Annotated in this window: 18 protein-coding genes; 13 read left to right on the top strand and 5 right to left on the bottom strand. The window is 72.7% G+C overall.

Annotated elements, in window-relative coordinates; genetic code table 11:
- Nucleotides 1–21 precede the first annotated feature (21 nt).
- Genes ACWTPI_RS22750 through ACWTPI_RS22730 form a run of 5 tightly spaced genes read left to right on the top strand, consistent with a single transcriptional unit; the run spans nucleotide 22 to nucleotide 5159 of the window.
- Nucleotides 22–990, top strand: coding sequence for a DMT family transporter (locus tag ACWTPI_RS22750; protein ID WP_454732787.1), 969 nt, complete (start codon nucleotides 22–24; stop codon nucleotides 988–990).
- Nucleotides 987–1721, top strand: coding sequence for a GntR family transcriptional regulator (locus tag ACWTPI_RS22745; RefSeq protein ID WP_059413810.1), 735 nt, complete (start codon nucleotides 987–989; stop codon nucleotides 1719–1721). Before ACWTPI_RS22750 ends, ACWTPI_RS22745 begins: the two co-directional genes overlap by 4 nt.
- Entirely contained in the window at nucleotides 1718–2746 is a 1029-nt protein-coding gene (locus tag ACWTPI_RS22740) for a histone deacetylase family protein (protein ID WP_454732786.1), read from the top strand. Before ACWTPI_RS22745 ends, ACWTPI_RS22740 begins: the two co-directional genes overlap by 4 nt.
- Nucleotides 2743–3831, top strand: coding sequence for a phosphotransferase (locus ACWTPI_RS22735; protein WP_454732785.1), 1089 nt, complete (start codon nucleotides 2743–2745; stop codon nucleotides 3829–3831). Before ACWTPI_RS22740 ends, ACWTPI_RS22735 begins: the two co-directional genes overlap by 4 nt.
- A 32-nt stretch (nucleotides 3832–3863) precedes the next feature.
- Nucleotides 3864–5159 carry an aspartate aminotransferase family protein gene (locus ACWTPI_RS22730; RefSeq protein ID WP_454732784.1) on the top strand — a complete coding sequence of 432 codons (1296 nt, stop codon included), beginning with the start codon at nucleotides 3864–3866 and terminating at the stop codon, nucleotides 5157–5159.
- Between the two features lie 104 nt (nucleotides 5160–5263).
- Here ACWTPI_RS22730 and ACWTPI_RS22725 read toward each other — a convergent pair whose 3' ends face one another.
- On the bottom strand, nucleotides 5264–7183 hold the full coding sequence (locus tag ACWTPI_RS22725; RefSeq protein WP_454732783.1) for a sigma-54-dependent Fis family transcriptional regulator: 1920 nt from the start codon (nucleotides 7181–7183) through the stop codon (nucleotides 5264–5266).
- Nucleotides 7184–7395: 212 nt separating this feature from the next.
- On the opposite strand from ACWTPI_RS22725, the gene ACWTPI_RS22720 reads away from it, so the two are divergent.
- Nucleotides 7396–7803, top strand: a complete 408-nt coding sequence (locus ACWTPI_RS22720) for a VOC family protein (RefSeq protein ID WP_029043832.1) — start codon at nucleotides 7396–7398, stop codon at nucleotides 7801–7803.
- Between the two features lie 6 nt (nucleotides 7804–7809).
- On the opposite strand, the gene ACWTPI_RS22715 is transcribed toward ACWTPI_RS22720, so the two are convergent.
- The gene (locus ACWTPI_RS22715; RefSeq protein ID WP_059413819.1) at nucleotides 7810–8064 is read right to left on the bottom strand and encodes a hypothetical protein; all 255 of its coding nucleotides are present in this window, start codon (nucleotides 8062–8064) and stop codon (nucleotides 7810–7812) included.
- A 187-nt stretch (nucleotides 8065–8251) separates the two neighbouring features.
- On the opposite strand from ACWTPI_RS22715, the gene ACWTPI_RS22710 reads away from it, so the two are divergent.
- From ACWTPI_RS22710 to ACWTPI_RS22700, 3 genes are read left to right on the top strand one after another with little or no spacing between them, the layout of a single operon-like run.
- Complete coding sequence (locus ACWTPI_RS22710) at nucleotides 8252–9223, top strand: alpha/beta hydrolase (RefSeq protein ID WP_454732782.1); 972 nt, start codon at nucleotides 8252–8254, stop codon at nucleotides 9221–9223.
- A 9-nt stretch (nucleotides 9224–9232) separates the two neighbouring features.
- Entirely contained in the window at nucleotides 9233–11299 is a 2067-nt protein-coding gene (locus tag ACWTPI_RS22705) for a penicillin-binding protein 1A (RefSeq protein WP_454732781.1), read from the top strand.
- A gap of 58 nt (nucleotides 11300–11357) precedes the next feature.
- The gene (locus tag ACWTPI_RS22700) at nucleotides 11358–12623 is read left to right on the top strand and encodes an arsenic transporter (RefSeq protein ID WP_059413826.1); all 1266 of its coding nucleotides are present in this window, start codon (nucleotides 11358–11360) and stop codon (nucleotides 12621–12623) included.
- A gap of 217 nt (nucleotides 12624–12840) precedes the next feature.
- Here ACWTPI_RS22700 and ACWTPI_RS22695 read toward each other — a convergent pair whose 3' ends face one another.
- Complete coding sequence (locus ACWTPI_RS22695) at nucleotides 12841–14646, bottom strand: hybrid sensor histidine kinase/response regulator (protein WP_454732780.1); 1806 nt, start codon at nucleotides 14644–14646, stop codon at nucleotides 12841–12843.
- Between the two features lie 296 nt (nucleotides 14647–14942).
- On the opposite strand from ACWTPI_RS22695, the gene arsN2 reads away from it, so the two are divergent.
- The 4 genes from arsN2 to ACWTPI_RS22675 all read left to right on the top strand — a co-directional run bounded on the left by arsN2 (nucleotide 14943) and on the right by ACWTPI_RS22675 (nucleotide 17638).
- The gene (gene arsN2, locus ACWTPI_RS22690; protein WP_454732779.1) at nucleotides 14943–15374 is read left to right on the top strand and encodes an arsenic resistance N-acetyltransferase ArsN2; all 432 of its coding nucleotides are present in this window, start codon (nucleotides 14943–14945) and stop codon (nucleotides 15372–15374) included.
- Nucleotides 15375–15549: 175 nt separating this feature from the next.
- Nucleotides 15550–16275 carry a GTP cyclohydrolase I gene (gene folE / locus ACWTPI_RS22685; protein WP_020204072.1) on the top strand — a complete coding sequence of 242 codons (726 nt, stop codon included), beginning with the start codon at nucleotides 15550–15552 and terminating at the stop codon, nucleotides 16273–16275.
- Nucleotides 16276–16325: 50 nt separating this feature from the next.
- Nucleotides 16326–16769, top strand: a complete 444-nt coding sequence (locus ACWTPI_RS22680) for a BLUF domain-containing protein (protein WP_020204073.1) — start codon at nucleotides 16326–16328, stop codon at nucleotides 16767–16769.
- Between the two features lie 77 nt (nucleotides 16770–16846).
- A complete protein-coding gene (locus ACWTPI_RS22675) occupies nucleotides 16847–17638 on the top strand; it encodes a fumarylacetoacetate hydrolase family protein (protein ID WP_454732778.1) in 792 nt (263 codons plus the stop codon).
- A gap of 439 nt (nucleotides 17639–18077) precedes the next feature.
- On the opposite strand, the gene ACWTPI_RS22670 is transcribed toward ACWTPI_RS22675, so the two are convergent.
- Together ACWTPI_RS22670 and ACWTPI_RS22665 are read right to left on the bottom strand one after the other, a co-directional pair.
- On the bottom strand, nucleotides 18078–19469 hold the full coding sequence (locus ACWTPI_RS22670; RefSeq protein ID WP_454733996.1) for a dihydrolipoyl dehydrogenase: 1392 nt from the start codon (nucleotides 19467–19469) through the stop codon (nucleotides 18078–18080).
- A gap of 194 nt (nucleotides 19470–19663) precedes the next feature.
- Nucleotides 19664–20395, bottom strand: coding sequence for a glutathione peroxidase (locus ACWTPI_RS22665; protein ID WP_454732777.1), 732 nt, complete (start codon nucleotides 20393–20395; stop codon nucleotides 19664–19666).
- Nucleotides 20396–20675 lie beyond the last annotated feature (280 nt).

Genomic DNA, 20675 nt, shown 5'->3' with positions numbered 1-20675 from the left:
CCCGCGCCTGGCCCCGCGCTGATGCCCACCCCCGCCACCGCCGCCACCGCCCCGGCACCGGGCGCCGCCGGCGCGCTGCCGGCTTGCCCGGCCCGCGCGCGCCGCGACGGCATCGCGCTGTTCTTCTGCGCGCTGGTGGCGTTCGCCACCTACGACGCCTTCTGCAAGTGGATGCTGATGCGCGGCAACCCGCCGTCGCTGATGAACCTGGCGCGCTACCTCAGCGTCAGCGCCATCGCGCTCGCGTGGCTGCTGCGCCAGGGCGACCTGCGGCTGTGGCGCACGCCGTGCCGGTGGCGGCTGCTGGCGCGCGGGCTGGCGCTGGCCATCGTCGCCACCTGCTTCATGGCGGCGCTGGTGCAGATGCCGCTGGCCGAGGCCACCGCGATCTACTTCACCGCGCCGCTGATGATGGTGGCGCTGTCGCCGGCGCTGCTCGGCGAGCACGTCGGGCGCGCGCAGTGGGGCGCGGTGCTGGCGGGCTTCGCCGGCATGCTGCTGATCGTGCGCCCGGGCGGCGACCTGCCCGCGCTGGGCACCGCGCTGATGATCGTGTCGGCCGTGTGCTACGCGCTGTTCCAGCTGCTGACGCGGCAACTGGCCGGCCAGGTGGCGGGCGCCACCATGTACGCGTGGACCGCGCTGATCTGCCTGCTGGCAACCGGCGTGCCGGCGCTGCTGCTGTTGCCCGCGACCCTGCCGCCGGCCGGCGAGCTGCTGCTGATGACCGCCGGCGGCGCCTGCAGCGGCGCGGCGCAGATGCTGCTGCTGGCCGCGTTCCGCCGCGTGTCGGCCTCCACGCTGGCGCCGCTCAACTATTTTCAACTGCTGCTCGCCGTGCTGATCAGCACCTTCGTCTTCCAGCGCGCGCCCGACGCCGTGGCGCTGGGCGGCATCGTGCTGATCGTGCTGTCGGGCGGCTATCTGGCCTGGCGCGGCCGGCCCGCCGGCGGCGTGGCCATGCCGGACACCGAAGGATCGAGATCATGACCAAGCCGTCGACCCCGCCGCAGGAGCCGGCCTCGCCGTTCGCCTCCATCGAAGTCTCCGACCTGGTGGCGGCGGTGGAAGCCCAGCTCACCCAGGCCATCGTGGAAGGCCGCCTGCCGCCCGGCAGCCGCATCGTCGAGGCCGACATCGCGCGCCGCATGAACGTCAGCCGCGCGCCGGTGCGCGAGGCCGCGCGCCGGCTGGAGCGCCAGGGCGTGCTGGTCTCGCGCCCGCGCCACGGCTTTGCCGTGCGCACCGTGACCGCGCGCGAGATCGACGACCTGTTCGCGGTGCGCCTGAACCTGGAGACGATGGCCGCGCAACTGGCCTGCCGCCACGCGCCCGAGGCCGGCCTGCAGCTGCTCGGCGAGATGGTCGAGCGCATGGTGCAGGAGGCCGAGTCGCTGCCGCAGATCGAGCGCGTGGCGCGCGACCTGGCCTTCCATACCGCGATCTGCGAGCTGTCCGGCAACGCCTACCTGCACCGCGTGTTCTCGCACATGCAGACCGAGATCCGCATGATCGTGGCGCTGATCGACAGCGTCTACCACGATCCCAGAGCCGTGGCCGAGACCCACCGCCCGATCGTCGAGGCGCTGGCGCGGCGCGACGAAGCCGCCGCGGCGGCGGCGCTGCGCCTGCACATCGAGGATGCCCGCGTGCGCGTGCGGGCCGTGTTCATGCAAAAGCAGGGCGCCGCCGAGGCGCCGCAGATGGAGCCAACCCCATGAAAGTCGTCTACAGCGATCATCACCTGGCGCACGATCCGCGCGCCTTCATCGTGCGCGGCCGCATGCAGCGCAGCAACGAGCAGCCCGAGCGCGCGCTGCGCCTGCTGGCGGCCGCGCGCGCCGACGGCCACGAAGTGATCGCGCCGCCCGACCTCGGCGCCGGCCCGCGCGCGGCGGTCCACACGCCGGAATACCTGCGCTTCCTGGAAACCGCCTACGCGCGCTGGCGGCAATTGCCCGACGCCTCCGAGGAGGTGCTGCCCAACATCCACCCGTTTCCGGGCCAGCCCTGCACCTATCCGGACAGCGTGGTCGGCCAGGCCGGCTTCCACATGGGCGACACCGCCTGCTCGATCGGCCCCGACACCTGGCGCGCCGCCACCGGCGCGGCCAACGCCGCGGCCCACGCCGCCCAGCTGGTGGCCGACGGCGAGCGCGCCGCCTACGCGCTGTGCCGCCCGCCCGGCCACCATGCCTACGTCGACCGCGCCAACGGCTTCTGCTACCTGAACAACTGCGCCATCGCCGCCCAGCACCTGCGCCAGTTCCACGCGCGCGTGGCCATCCTCGACATCGACATGCACCACGGCAACGGCACGCAGGGCATCTTCTACCGCCGCAGCGACGTGCTGACGGTGTCGCTGCACGGCGACCCGCGCCTGTTCACGCCGTTCTTCACCGGCCACGCGCACGAGCGCGGCGAAGGCGAGGGGCTGGGCTACAACCTCAACCTGCCGCTGGCGCGCGGCACCGGCGACGACGCCTACCTGGCCGCGCTGGCCGAGGCCTGCGCCACCATCCGCGCCTACGCGCCCGGCGCGCTGGTGGTGGCGCTGGGGCTGGACGCGCACGAGCGCGACCCGTACCAGGCGCTCGCCGTGACCACGCCGGGCTTCGCCCGCATCACCGCCGAGATCGCCCGGCTCGGCCTGCCCACCGTGCTGGTGCAGGAAGGCGGCTACCTGTCCGACGACCTCGGCCCCAACCTGTCGAGCGCGCTGCGCGGCTTCGCGGGGGCGGCATGAGCGCGGCGGCGGCCGCGCTGCCCGAAGCCGGCGTACCGGAAATCGGCGTGCTCGAAGCGGGCTCGCCCGAGGCGCCGCTGGCGTGGGCGCGCGCGCTGCTGGCCCGGCACTACGGGCTGGCCGGCAGCCTGAGCGCGCTCACCGGCGAGCGCGACCGCAACTTCCTGCTGGAGACGCCGGCCGGCGCGGGCGAGCCCGCGCGCTACATGCTCAAGATCTCCCACCCGGCGGAAACCCCGCTGGTGGCGGATTTCCAGACCCAGGCCCTGCTGCACGTGGCGCGCGCCGACCCGGCGCTGCCGGTGCAGCGCATCGTGCCGACGCGCGACGGCGCCCCTTCCTTCCTGGCCGAGGCGCCGGCCGGCGAGGCCCGCGTGGTGCGCCTGTTCAGCTACCTGCCGGGCCTGCCGCTGCCCAAGGCGCGGCGCTCGCCGGAGCAGGCGCGCGCGCTGGCGCGCATGCTGGCGCGGCTGGACCTGGCGCTGCGCGAGTTCCGCCACCCCGCCGGCGCGCTGGCGCTGCCGTGGGACATCCAGCGCGCCGACCGCGTGCGCGGCCTGCTCGGCAGCGTGGCCGATCCGGCGCGGCGCGCGCTGGCCCTGCGCGCGCTCGACCGCTTCGACGCGCAGGTCAAGCCGCGCCTGCCCGCGCTGCGCGCCCAGCCCATCCACAACGACTTCAACATCTACAACCTGCTGGTCGACCCGCACGACCACGACCGCATCGCCGGCATCCTCGACTTCGGCGACATGGTGCACGCGCCGCTGGTCGACGACCTGGCCGTGGCCGCCGCCTACCAGGTCGATCCCGCCGCCGACACGCTGGCCACGCTGGCCGGCTTCGTCGCCGCCTACCACGCGGTGCTGCCGCTGCGCGCGGAGGAGATCGACGTGCTGTTCGACCTGGTGCAGGCGCGCCTGGTCATGGTGGTGGCCATCAGCGGCTGGCGCGCCGCGCGCCAGCCGGACAACGCCGACTACCTGCTGCGCAACAACGCGGTGTCGTGGGCGCGGCTGGCGGCCTGCGATGCCATCGGCGCCGCGCAGGCCCGCGCGGCGCTGCGCCGCGCCTGCGGCATGGCGTGAACGCGCACACCACGCAACCGACAAGGAACGAGATGACCACCGCCCCGGCCGACCCCGGCACCGCCGCCCTGCTGGCACGCCGCGCGCGCGTGCTCGGGCCGGCCTACCGCCTGTTCTACGAGGAGCCGCTGCACGTGGTGCGCGGCGAAGGCGCCTGGCTGTACGACGCCGCGGGCCGGCGCTACCTGGACGCCTACAACAACGTGGCCGCGGTCGGCCACTGCCATCCGCACGTGGTGGAAGCCATCGCGCGCCAGGCGGCCGTGCTGAACACGCACACGCGCTACCTGCACGACGGCATCCTCGACTACGCCGAGCGCCTGCTGTCCACCATGCCGGACGCGCTCGGCCACGCCATGTTCACCTGCACCGGCAGCGAGGCCAACGACCTGGCCATGCGCATCGCGCGCGCCCACACCAGCCACGAAGGGCTGATCGTCACGCGCTTCGCCTATCACGGCGTGACCGAGGCGCTCGCCGAGGCATCGCCCTCGCTCGGGCAGTACGTCACGCTGGGCGAGCGCGTGCGCACGGTGCCCGCGCCGGACAGCTACCGCGGCACCCCCGGGCAGATCGGCGCGGCCTTCGCCGACGGCGTGCGCGCGGCCATCGGGGACCTGCGCGCCCACGGCATGCGCCCCGCCGCCCTGCTGGTCGACACGGTGTTCTCCAGCGACGGCATCTTCACCGACCCGCCCGGCTTCCTGGCCGAGGCCGTGGCGGCCGTGCGCGCCGCCGGCGGCATCTTCATCGCCGACGAGGTGCAGCCCGGGCTGGGCCGCACCGGTGATCATTTCTGGGGCTTCCAGCGCCACGGCCTGGTGCCGGACATCGTCACCGTGGGCAAGCCGATGGGCAACGGCCACCCGCTGGCCGGCCTGGCCGCGCGCCCCGAGGTGCTGGCCGCGTTCGGCCGCCGGTGCCGCTACTTCAACACCTTCGGCGGCAACCCGGTGGCGGTGGCGGCGGGCATGGCGGTGCTGGACGTGATCGAGCGCGAGCAGCTGGGCGCCAGCGTGCGGCGCGTGGGCGAGCACCTGCGCGGCCGGCTGCGCCAGCTCGCGCGGCGCCACGCGCCGGTCGGCGAAGTGCGCGGCGCGGGGCTGTTCGTCGGCGTGGAGCTGGTCGCGGACGCGCGCAAGACGCCCGCCACCGCGCTGGCCGCGCGCGTCGTCAACGAACTGCGGCGGCGCGGCGTGCTGGTCGGCACCACCGGCCCGCACGCCAGCATCCTCAAGATCCGGCCGCCAATGGTGTTCAGCGCCGCGCAGGCGGACCTGCTGGCGGACACGCTGGACGCGGTGCTCGGCGAGGTGGCGGCCGGCTGACGGGCGGCTGATGGCCGGCGGCGTACCCGCAATCCGGGCGACGGACGCGATGGCCGCCAGCCCGAAGAAAAACCCGCTTCCGGGCCAGGATCTTGCCGAGGATCCTAGCCGCCCTGCTTCAGCCTTCGGTAGATGGTGTTGCGCGACACGCCAAGCTCGCGCGCGGCCAGGCTGACGTTGCCGGCATGCCGGGCCAGCGCCTGGCGGATCAGGCCGGCCTCGGCATCGCGCAGCGGGGCGGCCGCGCCGCACGGCGCGGCGGGCGCGGAAGACGCGGAGGACGCGGCGAGCGGGGCAACCGCGGCCGGCTCGTCGAGGAAATCCTCCGGCAGATGCGCCAGCCCGATCTCGTCCTCGCCTTCGGCCATGATCGCGGCGGTGCGCAGCACGTTGACCATCTGCCGCAGGTTGCCCGGCCACGGATGGCGCTGGAAGCGCGCCATCACCTCGCCCGACACGCGCAGCGGGTGCGCGCCGCCGCCGTGCGCGGCCTCGCACGGCGCGAGCTGCTGCGCCAGGATGCGCGCCACCAGCACCGGCAGGTCGGTGCGCTCGCGCAGCGCCGGCAGCGTGACCGCCAGCGCGTTGATGCGGTAGTAGAGGTCTTCGCGGAAGGTGCCGGCGGCGATCATCGCGCGCAGGTCGCGGTGGGTGGCGCAGATAATGCGCAGGTCCACCGGGACCGCGCGCGCGGCTCCCAGCGGCGTGACCGCGCGCTCCTGCAGCACGCGCATGAGCCGCACCTGCTGCGCCAGCGGCATGTCGCCGATCTCGTCGAGGAACAGCGTGCCGCCGTGCGCCTGCACCAGCTTGCCGGGGCTGCCGCGCCGGCGCGCGCCGGTGAAGGCGCCGTCCTCGTAGCCGAACAGTTCCGCCTCGATCAGCGATTCGGGAATCGACGCGCAGTTGACCGCCACGAACGGCGCCTCGCCGCGCGGCGAGGCGCGGTGGATGGCGCGCGCCAGCCATTCCTTGCCGGTGCCGGTGCGGCCGAGGATCAGGATCGGGATGTCGCGCCCGCGCACCTTCTCCACGCGCTGCAGCACGGCGGCCATGCGCGCGTCGCCGGTGTCCAGCGCGGCCAGCGGCGAGGCCTGGCGCGGCGGCGCGGCGGGCGGCGCCGCGCGGCGCGCGGGCAGCAGCGGCGCGGTGCGCGCGAATACGTGCACGCGGCTCGGCAGCGTGAGGGTGAGCAACTGCCCGCTGTCCGCGCCGCCGCGCTGCAGCGCGGCGCCGAGCGGCATGCCGAACAGCGTGGCGAAGTCCTGCCGGTCCAGCATGCCCGGCGACAGCCCGAGCTGGAACAGCCCGCTGCGGTTGGCGGCGAGGAAGGTGCCGTCGGGCGCGAACGCGGCCATGCCTTCGAACAGCGTGCCGACGAACTCCGGCCTGGCATGGAAGCGCACCAGCGCGCCTTCGGTGAAATGCGTGGCGAACAGGTGGTTCTCGATCATCTGCGCCGACATCCGCACCAGCGCCATCGTGTGCTTGTGGAAGCCGCGGTGGTCGCCGCTGACGTCGAGCGCGCCGAGGATCTCGCCGTGGGGCCCGGCGATGGGCGCGCACGAGCAGGTCAGCAGCCGGTTGGCGCGCAGGAAATGCTCACCGGCGTGGACCACGGCGGGGCGGGCCTCGGCCAGCGCGGTGCCGATGGCGTTGGTGCCCTTGCTCGACTCCGCCCACGACACGCCCGGCGCCAGCGCCACGCGCCGGGCGCGCTCGGCGAACTCGCTGTCGCCGAGGCTGTGCAGGATCACGCCGCCGCTGTCGGTGAGCAGCACCATGCTGTCGGTGCCGGCGATCTGCGCATGAAGCGTTTCCATCACCGGCAGCGCGTGCTTGTACAGCATCTGGCTGGCGTCGACCAGTTCGTGCAGCGCGCGCTGCGGCAGCGGATGGAAATCCCCCGCGTGGGCGGCTTCGAGGCCGAAGCCGAGCGAGCGCGCGTGCGCGCGGGCCAGCAGGGAGGCGCGCTCCTGGTCGTCGGATGGTGTCGCGGCGTGGCGGGCAAGCGGGCTGCTCATGGCGGCTGGTCTCCTGTTCTGGATCCCGGCCTGGCCGGGTCTGGCCGTCTCGATGCGCGCGACCGGCGCGCATGGCAGCCTTGCCGCGAAACCTTATCACAAGCGGCCGGGGCCGGGCCAGCGCGCCGGCGCCGGCCGCGGGCCGGGTGTAAAGTACGTGCTTTCCCCGCTACCGCCGCGCCCGTGGCGCGCGCGCTTTCGAGAGGCACATGATGAGCATCGTGATAGACCGCTTCGACCACATCGTCCTCAACGTGAAGGACGTCGAGGCCAGCGCCGCGTGGTACGAGAGCGTGCTCGGCATGACGCGCGAGGATTTCGACTCGCGCACCGGCAAGCGGGTCTCGCTGCGCTTCGGCCAGCAGAAGATCAACCTGCGCCCGCTCGGCACCGACACCGTGGCGTGGTTCACGGGCGCGCGTCCCACCTCCGGCAGCGACGACCTGTGCTTCATCACGCGCAATTCGCCCGAGAGCGTGATCGCGCACTGGCTGGCGCACCACGTGCCCGTGGAGGCCGGGCCGGTGCACCGCACCGGCGCGCTGGGGCCGATGACGTCGGTCTACTGCCGCGATCCGGACGGCAACCTGATCGAAGTCGCGTCCTACCCGGCGCACTGAGCCGGGCTAGCGCTTGCCGTCGAGCAGGTCGTTGAGCAGGTCGTCGAACGCGGCCTGCGCGTCTTCGAGCGCCTGCAGCGCGGCGTCGAAGGTGGTCAGCGCCATCTTGGAGGGATTGCCGGTGCCTTGTGGCGGGAACTGCCCTTGCAGCGCCGTGAAGGCCACCTGCACCTGCCGCGTGGCGCCGACCACGCGCTCCATCGCCTGCGCTTCCTCGGTGCGTTTCTGGCCGGCCTGGGCCGGGTCGTTCTGCTCGCTCATGGGACTGGCTCCGTGCGCGGCCGCACGGGCCGCCGTTGATGTGTGGCCGTATCGTACAAGAAGACGCGCGGGAACCGGGCGCGCAAGAACCTGGCGGGGCCCGGCCCGGTCGAAGCCGTGGCCGCGCGCAATGCCGCGGGCCTGCGCGCCGTCCCCCGGCGGCGCCGGATAATTTCGCGAACCGAGCATGTCGTCATCCCTTTCCCGCAAGACGCTCGCCGCCGCCCTGCTCACGGCGGGCGGCTTCACCTTCTACTGGACCTATCTCACGGTGAACCAGGGCCGGCTGCTGTTCGACGCGCGCCGCCGGCCGCCGCGCGCGCTGCCCGCCGGCGTCGCCGCCTATTCGCACGAGGTGCCCGGCGGCCTGCTGCGCGGCTATGTGTACGGCGCGCCACCGGCGCCGGACGGCGAGCGGACGCTGGCGCGGGAAATGGCGCGGGAAATGGCGCAGGAAACCGCGCGCGAAGCCGTGCGCGAAACCGCGCGCGACCTGCTGTTCTACCTGCCCGGGCGCGGCGAGGACGTCCTCGTCACCATGCAATACCTGGCGTGGCTGCCGCCGGGGGTGGGCTTCGCCACGCTGGACTACCGCGGCGTGGGCCATTCGGACGGCGCGCCGTCCGAGGCCGCCGCCGTGGCCGACGCGAGCCAGTTCCTGCTGCACCTGCGCCGCGTCTTTCCCGGCACGCGCGTGCATGTGGTCGGGCGCAGCCTGGGCACCGGCGTGGCCATCCAGCTTGCGGACCTGCAGGATTTCGAAAGCCTGCAGTTGATCACGCCCTACGATTCGCTGCTGGAGATCGTGCGCAAGCGCTTTCCGCTGGTGCCGCTGCGGCAATTGATGCGCCACCACTTCGATTCCATCTCCCATTGCAAGAAGGTGGTGCAGAGCACCAAGGTGCTGCTGGCCGAAAGCGACGACGTGGTGCCGCACGCCTGCTCGGAGCGCCTGATGGCCGCGTGGCCGATGCCGGTGGCGCAGGAAACGGTGCCGGGCACCGATCATTTCACCATCATCGAGCGGGCCGAGACCTGGCGGGCGCTGGCGGCATTCGCGCAGCAGGTGGGCCTGCCGGGCGAGCGCCCGGCGCCGCTGGCGGCCGACGACGACGAAACCCCGGACCTGCGCGGCATGCCGGCGTGGGCGCCAAGGTAGAATGCGCGCATGAAACGAGTCGTAGCAAAGGCAGCCATCGCCACTTTGGCGCTGGCCGCCGCCTCCACCCTGCTTGCCGGGTTCGCCGCCGTGGTGAGCCTGCGCCAGCTTCCCGACGTCGACGCCCTGCGCGACTACCGTCCCGACCTGCCGCTGCGCATCTTCACCAGCGACAACGTCCTGATCGGCGAATTCGGCACCGAGCACCGCGATTTCGTCCCGCTCGAGCGCATGCCGCGCCTGATGTCGGGCGCGCTGCTGGCGGCCGAGGACGACCAGTTCTACCAGCATGCCGGCGTGGACATCCCCGGCATCTTCCGCGCCGCGCTGGCCAACATCGGCGAGGGCTACGCGCAGGGCGCCTCCACCATCACCATGCAGGTGGCGCGCAACTTCTACCTCTCGCGCGAGAAGACGCTGTCGCGCAAGTGGTACGAGATCCTGCTGGCCTGGAAGATCGACCATTCGCTGCCCAAGGACCGCATCCTCGAGCTGTACATGAACCAGGTCTACCTGGGCGAGCATGCCTACGGCTTCGGCAGCGCCGCGCAGGCGTATTTCGGCAAGCCGCTGGACGCGCTCTCGCTGGCCGAGACGGCGATGCTCGCGGGCCTGCCCAAGGCGCCCTCGACCATGAACCCGGTGGCCAACTTCCAGCGCGCCAAGCTGCGCCAGCAGTACGTGCTCGGGCGCATGCAGGCGCTGGGCATGATCACGCACGAGCAATACCAGGCGGCCCGCCAGGAAACGCTGCAGGTGACGGGCGGGCGCAACGGCCGCTTCGACGGCCACGCCGAGTACGTGGCCGAGCTGGCGCGCCAGCTTGCCTACGAGCGCTTCGGCGACGAGGCCTACACGCGCGGGCTGAACGTCTACACCACGGTGTCGTCGGTGCGCCAGAGCCTGGCCTACGAGGCCGTGCACGCCGGCCTCGACCAGTACGGCCGGCGCCACGCCGGCGCGCAGCCGCCGCAGGCCGCGCTGGTCTCGCTCGACAGCAGGACCGGCGCCATCGAGGCCATGATCGGCGGCGCCGACTTCGGCACCAGCCGCTTCAACCACGCCACCCAGGCCGAGCGCCAGCCGGGCTCGACCTTCAAGCCGTTCATCTATTCGGCCGCGCTCGAGCGCGGCCTGTCGTCCAACACCATCATCAACGACGCGCCGCTCGATGCGTCGTCGCGCTGGCAGCCCGGCAACGACGACGGCAGGTTCCTGGGCGCGGTGAGCCTGCGCCAGGCGCTGGCCGAGTCGCGCAACCTGCCGGCCATCCGCACGCTGCAGGCCATCGGCATTCCCTACGCGGTGGACTACGCCGGCAAGTTCGGCTTCGCCGAGCAGCAGTTGCCGCGCTATCTGCCGATGGCGTTGGGCACCGGCACCACCACGCCGCTGCGGCTGGCCGCCGCCTACGGCGTGTTCGCCAGCGAGGGCTACCGCACCGAGCCCTACCTGATCGACCGCATCAGCGACGGCACCGGCAACGTGCTGTTCAGCGCGGCCAGCGAGCCGCAGCCGCGCCGCGTGATCCCCGCGCGCAACGCCTACGTCATGAACAACCTGCTGCGCAGCGTCGTGACCAGCGGCACCGGCGCCGGCCTGCAGCGCTACCTGCACCGCGCCGACGTGGCGGGCAAGACCGGCACCACCAACGACTCGGTGGACGGCTGGTTCGCCGGCTACGCGGCCGGCGTCGTCACGGTGGCGTGGATGGGCTTCGACGACAACCGCACGCTGGGCCGCCACGAATTCGGCGCCACCACGGCGCTGCCGATCTGGGCCTCGTACATGGAGGGCCGCCTCGCCGGCCAGCCCGAGGAAGCGCTCGCCACGCCCGCCGACCTGGTGCGCAGCGGCGACGACTGGCTCTATCCGGAATACGCCGACGGCAGCCACGGCATCGCCTCGCTCGGTTTCCCGCCGCCCGCGTCGGCGCCGGACCCCGCCGCCGACGCGCAGCAGGACGGCATGGCCGCGCCCGGAGCGCCCTTCGGCGCGCCCGCCGACCCGCTCAAGGCCGCCTCGCCGGCCACGCCGGCGGCGACCGCGCCGCGCGCGCCGCAGCCGAGCACCTGACCACCGCCCCGCCGCGCGCCCACGCCGCCGGCCACACCGACCCGCTCGCCCCTCTTCGATGCCGACAAGCCTGTCCCCCTACAACGGCCTGCTGATCTGGGCCGTGGCCGCCGCGGCCACGGTCGGCGTGATCACGCGGCCGTTCCGCCTGCCCGAGGCCTTCTGGGCCGTGGCCGGCGCGCTGCTGCTGTGCGTGACCGGCCTGCTGGCCGTGCCCGACGCGCTGGCCGCCGTGGCGCGCGGCTACGACGTCTACCTGTTCCTGGGCGGCATGATGCTGGCGGCCGAACTGGCGCGCAAGACCGGGCTGTTCGACCACGTGGCGGCGCTCGCGGTGCGCAGCGCGCGCGGCTCGGCGCGGCGCCTGTTCGTGCTGGTCTACGGCATCGGCACGCTGGTCACGGTGTTCATGTCGAACGACGCCACCGCGGTGGTGCTCACGCCCGCCGTGCTCGCGGCCACGCGCGCCGCGCGCGTCAGGCACCCGCTGCCCTACCTGTACAGCTGCGCCTTCATCGCCAATGCCGCGAGCTTCGTGCTGCCGGTCTCGAACCCCGCCAACCTGGTGGTGTTCGGCGAGCACATGCCCACGCTCGCGGGCTGGCTGGCGCGCTTCGCGCTGCCCTCGGCGCTGGCGATCGCCGCCACCTTCGCCGCCTTGTACTGGACCCAGCGCCACGCGCTCGCCGAGCGCATCGCCACCGAGGTGCCGGTGCCGCCGCTGTCGCCCGAGGCCCGGCTGACCGCGGCCGGCATCGTGGTCATGGGCGTGGTGCTGCTGGCCGCGTCGCTGCTCGGCGCCGATCTCGGCTGGCCGACCTGCCTGGCCGGCGTGGCCACGCTGGCGCTGGTGTGCGCGCGCCGGCCCGCCCTGTGCATGCCGGCGCTGCGCGAGATTTCCTGGGGCGTGCTGCCGCTGGTGGCGGGCCTGTTCGTGCTGGTGGCGGGACTGGAGAAGACCGGCGTGATCGCGCAACTGGCGGCCACCATGCAGGCGCTGGCGCGGCACGCGCCCGCGGCCGGCACGTGGCTGCCGGGCGCGGTGGTGGCGCTGGCCGCCAACGTGGTCAACAACCTGCCGGCCGGGCTGATCGCCTCGTCCGCGCTGGCGGCGGGCCATGCCGGCACCGGCGTCGCCAGCGCGGTGCTGATCGGCATCGACCTCGGGCCCAACCTGTCCGTCACCGGCTCGCTGGCCACGCTGCTGTGGCTGACCGCGCTGCGGCGCGAGGGCCAGAACGTCGGCGCGGGGCAGTTCCTGCGCCTGGGCGCGCTAGTGATGCCGGTGGCGCTGGTGCCCGCGCTGGCCTGCCTGCTGTGGTGACGGACGGTCAGGACCGCGGCGGGATCATTTCGTCAGGCAGATGATGATGGCGATGATCCCGAGGCCTGCCAGGGTGAGCAGAAGATAAGCAAGCATCGGCAGCAGGTGATGTGGGCGTGCCTTCAGTATGGAGAGGCCGCCACGGCACTGCCGTAGGGCGATGGCTGATTCGCGGCGGCGGGTGTCCTACAGGCCATCACCCGCGCCCGCATCAAGGTCAGGGCTGGCCCAGCAGGTCCGCCAGCGCTTCCATCGCGAGCGGCTTGGCCAGGTGGAAATCGAAGCCGGCCGCCGCGCCGCGGGCGCGGTCGGCCTCCGAGGCGTAGCCGCTCAGCGCGATCAGCCGCGTGCGCGCGAACGCCGGCAGCTCGCGCAGGCGCCGCGCGAGCGCGAAGCCGTCCATGCCGGGCAGGCCGATGTCGATCAGCGCGAGGTCGGGCGCCAGCCCGGGCGCGCAGCCGGCCGCGATGGCGAGCGCGTCCTCGCCGCTGACCGCCAGCCTGACCTCGTGGCCGTCGAGCTCGAGCAGCGTGCCCAGCGCGCTCAGGCCTTCGGCGTTGTCGTCGACCAGCAGGATGCGCAGCGGCGCCAGCGCGCCGCGCGCGGCGGGCACCCCGGCCGCGGCCGCGCACACCACCGGCAGCCGCGCCTGCACCTCGGTGCCGAGCCCCTTGCCTTCGCTGCGCACGGCGACCGTGCCGTGGTGCAGCTCGACCATGCGCTTGACGATCGCCAGCCCCACGCCGAGCCCGCCGCCGTGGGCGTCGCCCGCGAACTGGCTGAACATGTCGAGCACGTTGGGCAGGTCGGCCGGCTCGATGCCGATGCCGTTGTCCTTGACGGTGATCACCAGCATGTCGAAGCAGCCGGCGGCCCCGGCCTGCGCGTCCTCCGTCTCTGCCGCCTCTGCCGCCTCTGCCGCCTCTGCCGCTGCCTCCGCCGGCTCGACCCGCACCGACAGGTCTATCGCGCCGCCGCGCGGCGTGTACCGGATCGCGTTGGACAAGAGGTTGGTCACGACCTGCGTGAGCCGCGCCGCGTCGGCATGGACCGTCACCGGCGCGTCGGGCAGGTCGGTCGTGAGCACGTTGCCGTGCCATTCGATGTCGGCCGCCACCGCGGCCAGCGCGTCGGCCACGATGTCCTGCATGCCGGCCCGGGTGCGCACGATCGGAATCTTGCCCTGCTTGATGCGCGAGGCGTCGAGCAGGTCGTCGGTGAGCCGCTTGAGCTGGCGCATCTGGCGCTCGGCGATATCGAGCATGCCGGCCGCGGACTGCTGCTGCGCCGCGAGCCGGCGGCCGGCCTTGATCGCGCTGTCGATGGCGGCGATGGGATTGCGCAGCTCGTGCCCGAGCATGGCGAGGAACTCGTCCTTGCGCGTGTCCGACAGTTGCAGCGCCTCGCGCGCGGCCTTGGCCTGCGCCGCCTCGGCGATGGCGGCATCCTTGCTGCGCGACATGCTCAGCACCGCGCCGGCGAAGCTGGCAAGGCTGTCCAGCAGCCGGCCGTCTTCCTCGTCGAAACGGCGCCCCGGCGCGTGGGCCGCGACCCAGATGGTGCCCCACGGCTCGCCGTCGCCGGGAATCGGCACGACCAGTTCCTCGACCATCTCCGGCGCGAGCGCGGGCAGGCACGAAAAATACCGCTGCGGATAAGCGAACAGCTGCGCGCTGCCCAGCTCCAGCGTGATGCCGGAGGGGCTGTCGTCGCAGGGCACGGCATGGCCGGCCACGGCGGCGGCGAGGCCCGCGGTGGCGGTCCAGCGCAGCGCCGCGGTGCCGTCGCCCTCGGTCTCGGGCAGGCTGATGCCGGCGCTGCCCGCGCCGCATAGTTGCAGCGCGGAATCGGCCAGCGATTGCAGCAGCGCAAGGTCGGAGGACACCAGCGCGCGCGCCAGGCGGCGCAGCGCCACGCACTCCGCCGCGTAGTCGGGCGAGCGGGCCGCGCGCCTGCCCAGCTCGCCGGTCGTCAAGGCGCCCGCGCGGCGCGCGCGCAGCAGCGAAGGGGATGGTGAGGTCATGCGGGTCGCTCCCCGGAACCGCGGCGGGTTCCCTGGCGGACGCGGGCGCGCCGGGTGCGCGCGGGGCGTCCTGCCTGCGGGCAATGGTAGCGGATTTGCACCGGCCCCGACCGCGCGCAGGCTGCGCAGGGCACGCGGCGGCACGCGCGCGGCCCCGCCCCGGTGGCGCGGCGGGACACCCCGCCACACGCGGGTGGCGAAAACGCGATACGCGAATCTACTTAAGAAGTTTCCCTAGGCACGATGAGAGTGGTCTGAATTTAAGATAGGGAGGACAGCCCGAAGTACAGGAGGGCATGATGCGCCCGCACAATGCAACGGAAAAGGATTGCCAGGACGTGCTGGATCTGCTGGCGGCCTGCGGCCTGCCGCTCGACGGCGTGGCGAGCCAGATCGGCAACTTTCTAGTGGTCCGCGACAACGCGGGCCTGCTTGGCTGCGCCGGCGTGGAGAATCACGGGCAGGTGGCGGTGCTGCGCTCGGTGGCCGTGGCCGGGCGCGCGCGCTCGGCCGGGCTCGGCGAACTGCTGGTGGCCGCCATGCTGGCCGAGGCGCGCACGCGCGGCGCGCAGTCGGTGGTGCTGCAGACCACCACCGCGGCCGGCTATTTCGCGCGGCTGGGCTTCGAGCGGATCGAGCGCGCCTGCATGCCGCAGGAACTGCGCGACGCCATCTCGCTGCGCGAGGCCTGCCCGTCCTGCGCCACGGTGATGCAGGCCGCGCTCTAGCGCGGCGCGCGCCCGGCCCCGCGCCGCCCTCGTTTGCCGTGCGGCGCCGCCGCCCCGCCGCGCGCTGTTGCGCGCGGCGCACCCCGGCGCGCGGAACGGCGTAGGATATGGCCTTGCCGGCGCCGCGCGAGACCGCGCGGCGCCCGTCCTTCACCTTCGATCACCACCGCACGATATGGAATCCGACCACCAGGCATCTCCGCCGCAACGCGACGAGGCGGCAGACAGCGTGTCGTCCCGCATACGGTCGCGCCTGCAGGCGGCGCGCGAACGCTTCCACGCCAACGACAACATCGCGGCGTACATCGAGCCGGGCGAGCTCGACGCGCTGCAGGAGGAAGTGCAGTCGCGCATGGAAGACGTGCTGCGCAGCCTCGTGATCGACACCGAGAGCGACCACAACACGCGCGAGACCGCGCGCCGCGTGGCCAAGATGTACCTGAAGGAAATCTTCGCGGGGCGCTACGTCAGCCAGCCCAACGTCACCGAGTTCCCCAACGCCGAGCGCATCAACGAGCTGATGATCGTGGGCCCGCTGCGCGTGCGCAGCGCGTGCTCGCACCACCTGTGCCCGATCATCGGCAAGCTGTGGGTGGGCGTCATGCCCAACCAGCATTCGAACCTGATCGGGCTGTCGAAGTACGCGCGCCTGGCCGAATGGATCATGTGCCGCCCGCAGATCCAGGAGGAGGCCGTGACCCAGGTGGCCGACCTGCTGCAGGAGAAGATGAGCCCGGACGGGCTGGCCATCGTCATGGAGGCCGAGCACTTCTGCATGCACTGGCGCGGCGTGCGCGACACCGACGCCAAGATGACCAACAGCGTGATGCGCGGCTCCTTCCTCAAGGACGACAGCCTGCGCCGCGAGTTCCTGACCCTGCTGGGCCGGCACCGGGACTAGCCCGGGCCGCGCGCGCCACCGACCCGACCACCGACACCACGGGAGACATCATGCTCGTACGCCTGCTCTATGCCAGCCGCGCATGCCAGCCGGCCTATCCCGCGCTGGTCGACGACATCGTCGCCACCAGCGTCGCCAACAACCCGAAGCACGGCATCACCGGCGTGCTGTGCTACGGCAACGGCATCTTCATGCAGGCGCTCGAAGGCGGACGCAACGAGGTCTCGCGCCTGTATCGGCTGATCGCGCGCGACGCGCGCCATGAGGACGTGGTGCTGCTGCACTACGAGGAGATCCTCGCGCGCGAGTTCGCCGGCTGGGCGATGGGCCTGGTCAACACGGGCAAGGTCAACATGGCGACCATCCTGAAATACTCCGCGCACGGCGAGCTCGATCCCTACCGCACCAGCGGGCTGGCCTCGCAGGCCCTGCTCAAGGAGCTGATCGCGGGGGCGTCGATCGTGGCGCGCACCTCGGAGCGGCACCGCCTCTGAGCGCGCGGCCCGCGCCGGCGGGAGCGCAACGCAACGACATCGACCACATCAAACGACATCAACGACAGGAAGACTCTGTGAGCGCGAACTTCAATCCCGGCGCGGCAGCCGCACTGCTGGCCGACGCCTGCCAGCGCGGTGCGCAAATGCGCGACCTGCCCGCCGCGGCCAAGCCCGCCACGCTGGCCGAGGGCTATGACGTGCAGGACCGCTTCATCGCCGCCCTCGGCGATCCGGTGGCGGGCTGGAAGCTGGGCGTGGGCAGCGCCAGCGCCATGCGGCGCGCGGGGCTGTCGCGCCCGCTGGCGGGCCAGGTCGGCGCCTCGCGCTGCCTGGACGCGGGCGGCACCGTGACGGTTCCCGCGGGCGCCGTGGCCACCATCGAATTCGAGATCGCGGTACGGCTCGCGCGCGACGTGCCGCCGCAGGCGGAAGCGCTCGCGCCGGCCACGCTGGCGGCGCTCGTCGACGGCGCGCAGGTCGCCTTCGAGGTCGTGCTGTCGCGCTACGAGGACCGCGGCGCGGTCGGCATGCCGGCCTTTGCCGGCGACAACGTGGGCTTCCACGCGCTGGTGCTGGGCCCGCGCATCGACGCCGAGCGCATGGAGGACGTGCGCGCCAGCGCCAGCGTGACGCTCGACGGCGAGGTGCGCGCGCTGCCGCTGGCCGGCGACGACGCCATCTATCCGCTCGAAGCATTGCAGGCGCTGCTGGCGCATGCGGCCGAGCGCGGCATCACCTTGCGCCGCGGCGCCGTGATCACCACCGGCACCCTGACCCGGCCGTTCGACGTGCCGCCCGGCACGCACGAGATCCGCGCCGTCTACGCGGGCGGCGAGCTGCCGATGCGGCTGGCCTGCCTGCCCTGACCGCGGGCACCGGTTGCCGGCATCGAGTACCGATGCCGGCTGCCGCTATTGACAATTCCTTAAGATTTCACATATTCCGACTTTCGCCCGGCGCCCGGCCGCTCCCTGTTATCCACACTTTGTGTGGATAACACTGTCGACAAGCTCCGCAAACGGCGCTGGCAGGCGGACCCCATCGGACTGCCCACAAAACGGGCAACTGCCGCGCGGCGGGTTCGCCGGCGGCCCGCCTACTCTGGAACGGACACGCGCGTCAAGGAATGTGAAGGGCGCTCGCGCCATGCGATGCCGCGCCGGGCGCGCGCGGGAAAACGGCGCCGAAGTGAGCGCGTGCCCGCGTGGGCGGCGCGCCGCCCCGGCCACGCGGGCAGGCACCGGCAAACCCGCGCGGCGGGCAGCGGGCGGCGGGCAGCGGGAGGCAGACATCGGCGGCGGCGGGCTAGGCGGCGAGCTTCGCCGCCGCGTCGCGCAGCGCGGTGCGCAGGCCCTCTTCCACCACCGGGTGGTAGTACGGCATGGCCAGCATCTGCTCCACGGTGAGCGCCTGCTGGTAAGCCCAGGCCAGCAGGTGCGCGATGTTCTCGGCGCGCGGGCCGGTCCATTCGGCGCCGAGGAAGCGCCCGCTGCGCTTGTCGGCATAGACGTGCATCAGCCCGCGGTTCTTCAGCATCACGCGGCTGCGGCCCTGGTCCTCGAAGCTGACCTCGCCGGTGACGAAGCTGTCCGGCGCGAGGTCCGCGTGGCGCTGGCCCACCATCGCGATCTGCGGGTCGGAGAACACCACGCCGATCGGCGCGCGGCGCGCCAGCGGGCGCACCGCGGGATAGGCGGCGGCGTTCTCGCCGGCGGCCTTGCCTTCATCGGCCGCTTCGTGCAGCAGCGGCAGCACGTCGTTGGCGTCGCCGGCGATGAACACCGGCGCCGTGCCACATTGCAGCGTGGCCGGGTCGAACACCGGCACGCCGCGCCAGTCGAGCTCGAGGCCGCTGTTCTCCAGCCCCAGGTTGCGCACGTTGGGCACGCGGCCGGTGGCGGCCAGCGCGTAGTCGAAGCGCTCCGTGACCGGGTTGCCGTCGAGGCCGGTGAAGCTGATCACCACCTCGTCGCCGTCGCGCCGCATCTCGCCCAGCGCCGCATCGGGATCGATGTAGAACTCCTGGCTGAAGCTGGCCACGGCGTTGGCCTTGATGGCCGGATCGGTGAGCGGGCCGACGCCGCCGCGCAGGCCGAACACGCGCACATGCACGCCCAGGCGCGACAGGGCCTGGCCCAGCTCGAGGCCGATCACGCCGGGACCGAACACCGCCACGCGGCGCGGCAGGTCGTCCCACGCGAACACGTCGTCGTTGACCACCAGGCGGTCGCCGAACGCCTTGAGCGGCGGCGGCACCATCGGGCTGGAGCCGGTGGCGATCACCACGCGGCTGGCGCGCACCGTGGTGTGGCCGTCCACCGCCAGCACGGTGTTGTCGATGAAGCGGGCGTAGCCGCGGATCTTGTCCTCGGCGGGAATGCCGTCCACGCTGCGCACCACGAAGCCGACGAAGCGGTCGCGCTCGCGCTTGACGCGGTCCATCACCTCGCGGCCGTCGACGCGGATGGCGCCGTCCACGTGCACGCCGAACGGCGCGGTGTGGCGCAGCTCGTGCGCGGCCTCGGCCGCCGCGATCAGCAGCTTGGAGGGCATGCAGCCCACGCGGGCACAGGTGGTGCCGTAGGGGCCGCCTTCGATGATGACGGCGCGCTTGCCGGCGGCGCGCGCGGCGCGGTACGCGGCCAGGCCGGCGGTGCCGGCGCCGATCACGGCCACGTCGGTGTGGATGGTCTGCACGGTCTGCTCGCTCTGCGTGGTGGTCATGACGATGTCTTTCCTGGTGGAGTCTGCTTCAATCAGCGGACCCGATGGCGGCAGCCGGTGCCGCCATCGGGTCCGCCGACTGGGGGCGCGGCACTCGGCGTGCCGCGCCCTTGCGGCGGTGAAGCGTCAAACTGGAAACGTGGGGCGTGCGCGGACGCCCGGCGCGCTCAGCGCGCGAGGTAGGCCTCGAGCGCCTCGGCGCCGCCGACCAGGCTGCCGTTGATGAAGATCTGCGGCGCGGTCATGTTGCCGGACACGGCGCCCAGCACCTTGCCGCGGACCTTGTGCTCGAGCGGCACGTCGATGTACTCGTAGCCGTTGTCGGACAGCATCTGCTTGGCCTTGGCGCAGAACGAGCAGCCCACCTTGGAGAAGACCACGACCTGGTCGGGCTTCCTGGCGTCCGGGGCGATGTAGCCCAGCATGGTGTCGGCGTCCGAGACTTTGAACGGGTCGCCCGGCTCTTCCGGCTCGATGAACATCTTCTCGACCACGCCGTCCTTGACCAGCATCGAATAGCGCCAGCTGCGCTTGCCGAAGCCGAGGTCGGTCTTGTCGACCAGCATGCCCATGCCTTCGGTGAACTCGCCGTTGCCGTCGGGGATCATGACGATGTTTTCCGATTCCTGGTCCTTGGCCCATTCGTTCATCACGAAGGTGTCGTTGACCGAGACGCACAGGATCGCGTCCACGCCGTGCTTGGCGAAGACCGGGGCCAGCTCGTTGTAGCGCGGCAGGTGGGTCGACGAACAGGTCGGGGTGAACGCGCCGGGCAGCGAGAACAGGGCGATGGTCTTGCCCTCGAACAGGTCGGCGGTGGTCACCGTCTTCCATTCATTGTTTTCGCGGACGCGGAACGAGACGTTGGGGACGCGTTGACCTTCACGGGATTGCAGCATGGGTAGGGCTCCTGGGTGGCTTGGGGGTGGATGGCCGCGTGTTGCAGCGAAGACCCGATTCTGGGGGGACGGTCTTTATTTGTACAATTTATCGTCACAAATACGGCGATCGCAAATTACTATCGACACACCATAGCACGGACCTATCGCGCCGAAAGCGGCGCGCGAACGGGCCGGGCCGGCGCGTCTTCGGCGCGGTCCGGCGGACCGGGGAGGCGGGGGAAGCGATGCGGGAGGGAAGGAAGGCACCCGGGCGGGCGCCCGGGCGAGGGGAAGCGAG

It is taken from the genome of Cupriavidus ulmosensis (genome assembly GCF_977008105.1).
This window is presented reverse-complemented; position numbering and strand designations above follow the sequence as displayed.

Excerpts from the sequence above, each read along its gene's own strand:
- folE (WP_020204072.1), top strand. The coding sequence starts at position 15,550 with ATGGAATCCGACCACCAGGCATCTCCGCCGCAACGCGACGAGGCGGCA.
- ACWTPI_RS22720 (WP_029043832.1), top strand. The coding sequence starts at position 7,396 with ATGAGCATCGTGATAGACCGCTTCGACCACATCGTCCTCAACGTGAAG.
- ACWTPI_RS22710 (WP_454732782.1), top strand. The coding sequence starts at position 8,252 with ATGTCGTCATCCCTTTCCCGCAAGACGCTCGCCGCCGCCCTGCTCACG.
- ACWTPI_RS22705 (WP_454732781.1), top strand. The coding sequence starts at position 9,233 with ATGAAACGAGTCGTAGCAAAGGCAGCCATCGCCACTTTGGCGCTGGCC.
- ACWTPI_RS22730 (WP_454732784.1), top strand. The coding sequence starts at position 3,864 with ATGACCACCGCCCCGGCCGACCCCGGCACCGCCGCCCTGCTGGCACGC.
- ACWTPI_RS22735 (WP_454732785.1), top strand. The coding sequence starts at position 2,743 with ATGAGCGCGGCGGCGGCCGCGCTGCCCGAAGCCGGCGTACCGGAAATC.
- ACWTPI_RS22680 (WP_020204073.1), top strand. The coding sequence starts at position 16,326 with ATGCTCGTACGCCTGCTCTATGCCAGCCGCGCATGCCAGCCGGCCTAT.
- ACWTPI_RS22665 (WP_454732777.1), bottom strand. The coding sequence starts at position 20,395 with ATGCTGCAATCCCGTGAAGGTCAACGCGTCCCCAACGTCTCGTTCCGC.
- ACWTPI_RS22715 (WP_059413819.1), bottom strand. The coding sequence starts at position 8,064 with ATGAGCGAGCAGAACGACCCGGCCCAGGCCGGCCAGAAACGCACCGAG.
- ACWTPI_RS22745 (WP_059413810.1), top strand. The coding sequence starts at position 987 with ATGACCAAGCCGTCGACCCCGCCGCAGGAGCCGGCCTCGCCGTTCGCC.
- ACWTPI_RS22740 (WP_454732786.1), top strand. The coding sequence starts at position 1,718 with ATGAAAGTCGTCTACAGCGATCATCACCTGGCGCACGATCCGCGCGCC.
- ACWTPI_RS22695 (WP_454732780.1), bottom strand. The coding sequence starts at position 14,646 with ATGACCTCACCATCCCCTTCGCTGCTGCGCGCGCGCCGCGCGGGCGCC.
- ACWTPI_RS22750 (WP_454732787.1), top strand. The coding sequence starts at position 22 with ATGCCCACCCCCGCCACCGCCGCCACCGCCCCGGCACCGGGCGCCGCC.
- arsN2 (WP_454732779.1), top strand. The coding sequence starts at position 14,943 with ATGATGCGCCCGCACAATGCAACGGAAAAGGATTGCCAGGACGTGCTG.
- ACWTPI_RS22725 (WP_454732783.1), bottom strand. The coding sequence starts at position 7,183 with ATGAGCAGCCCGCTTGCCCGCCACGCCGCGACACCATCCGACGACCAG.
- ACWTPI_RS22700 (WP_059413826.1), top strand. The coding sequence starts at position 11,358 with ATGCCGACAAGCCTGTCCCCCTACAACGGCCTGCTGATCTGGGCCGTG.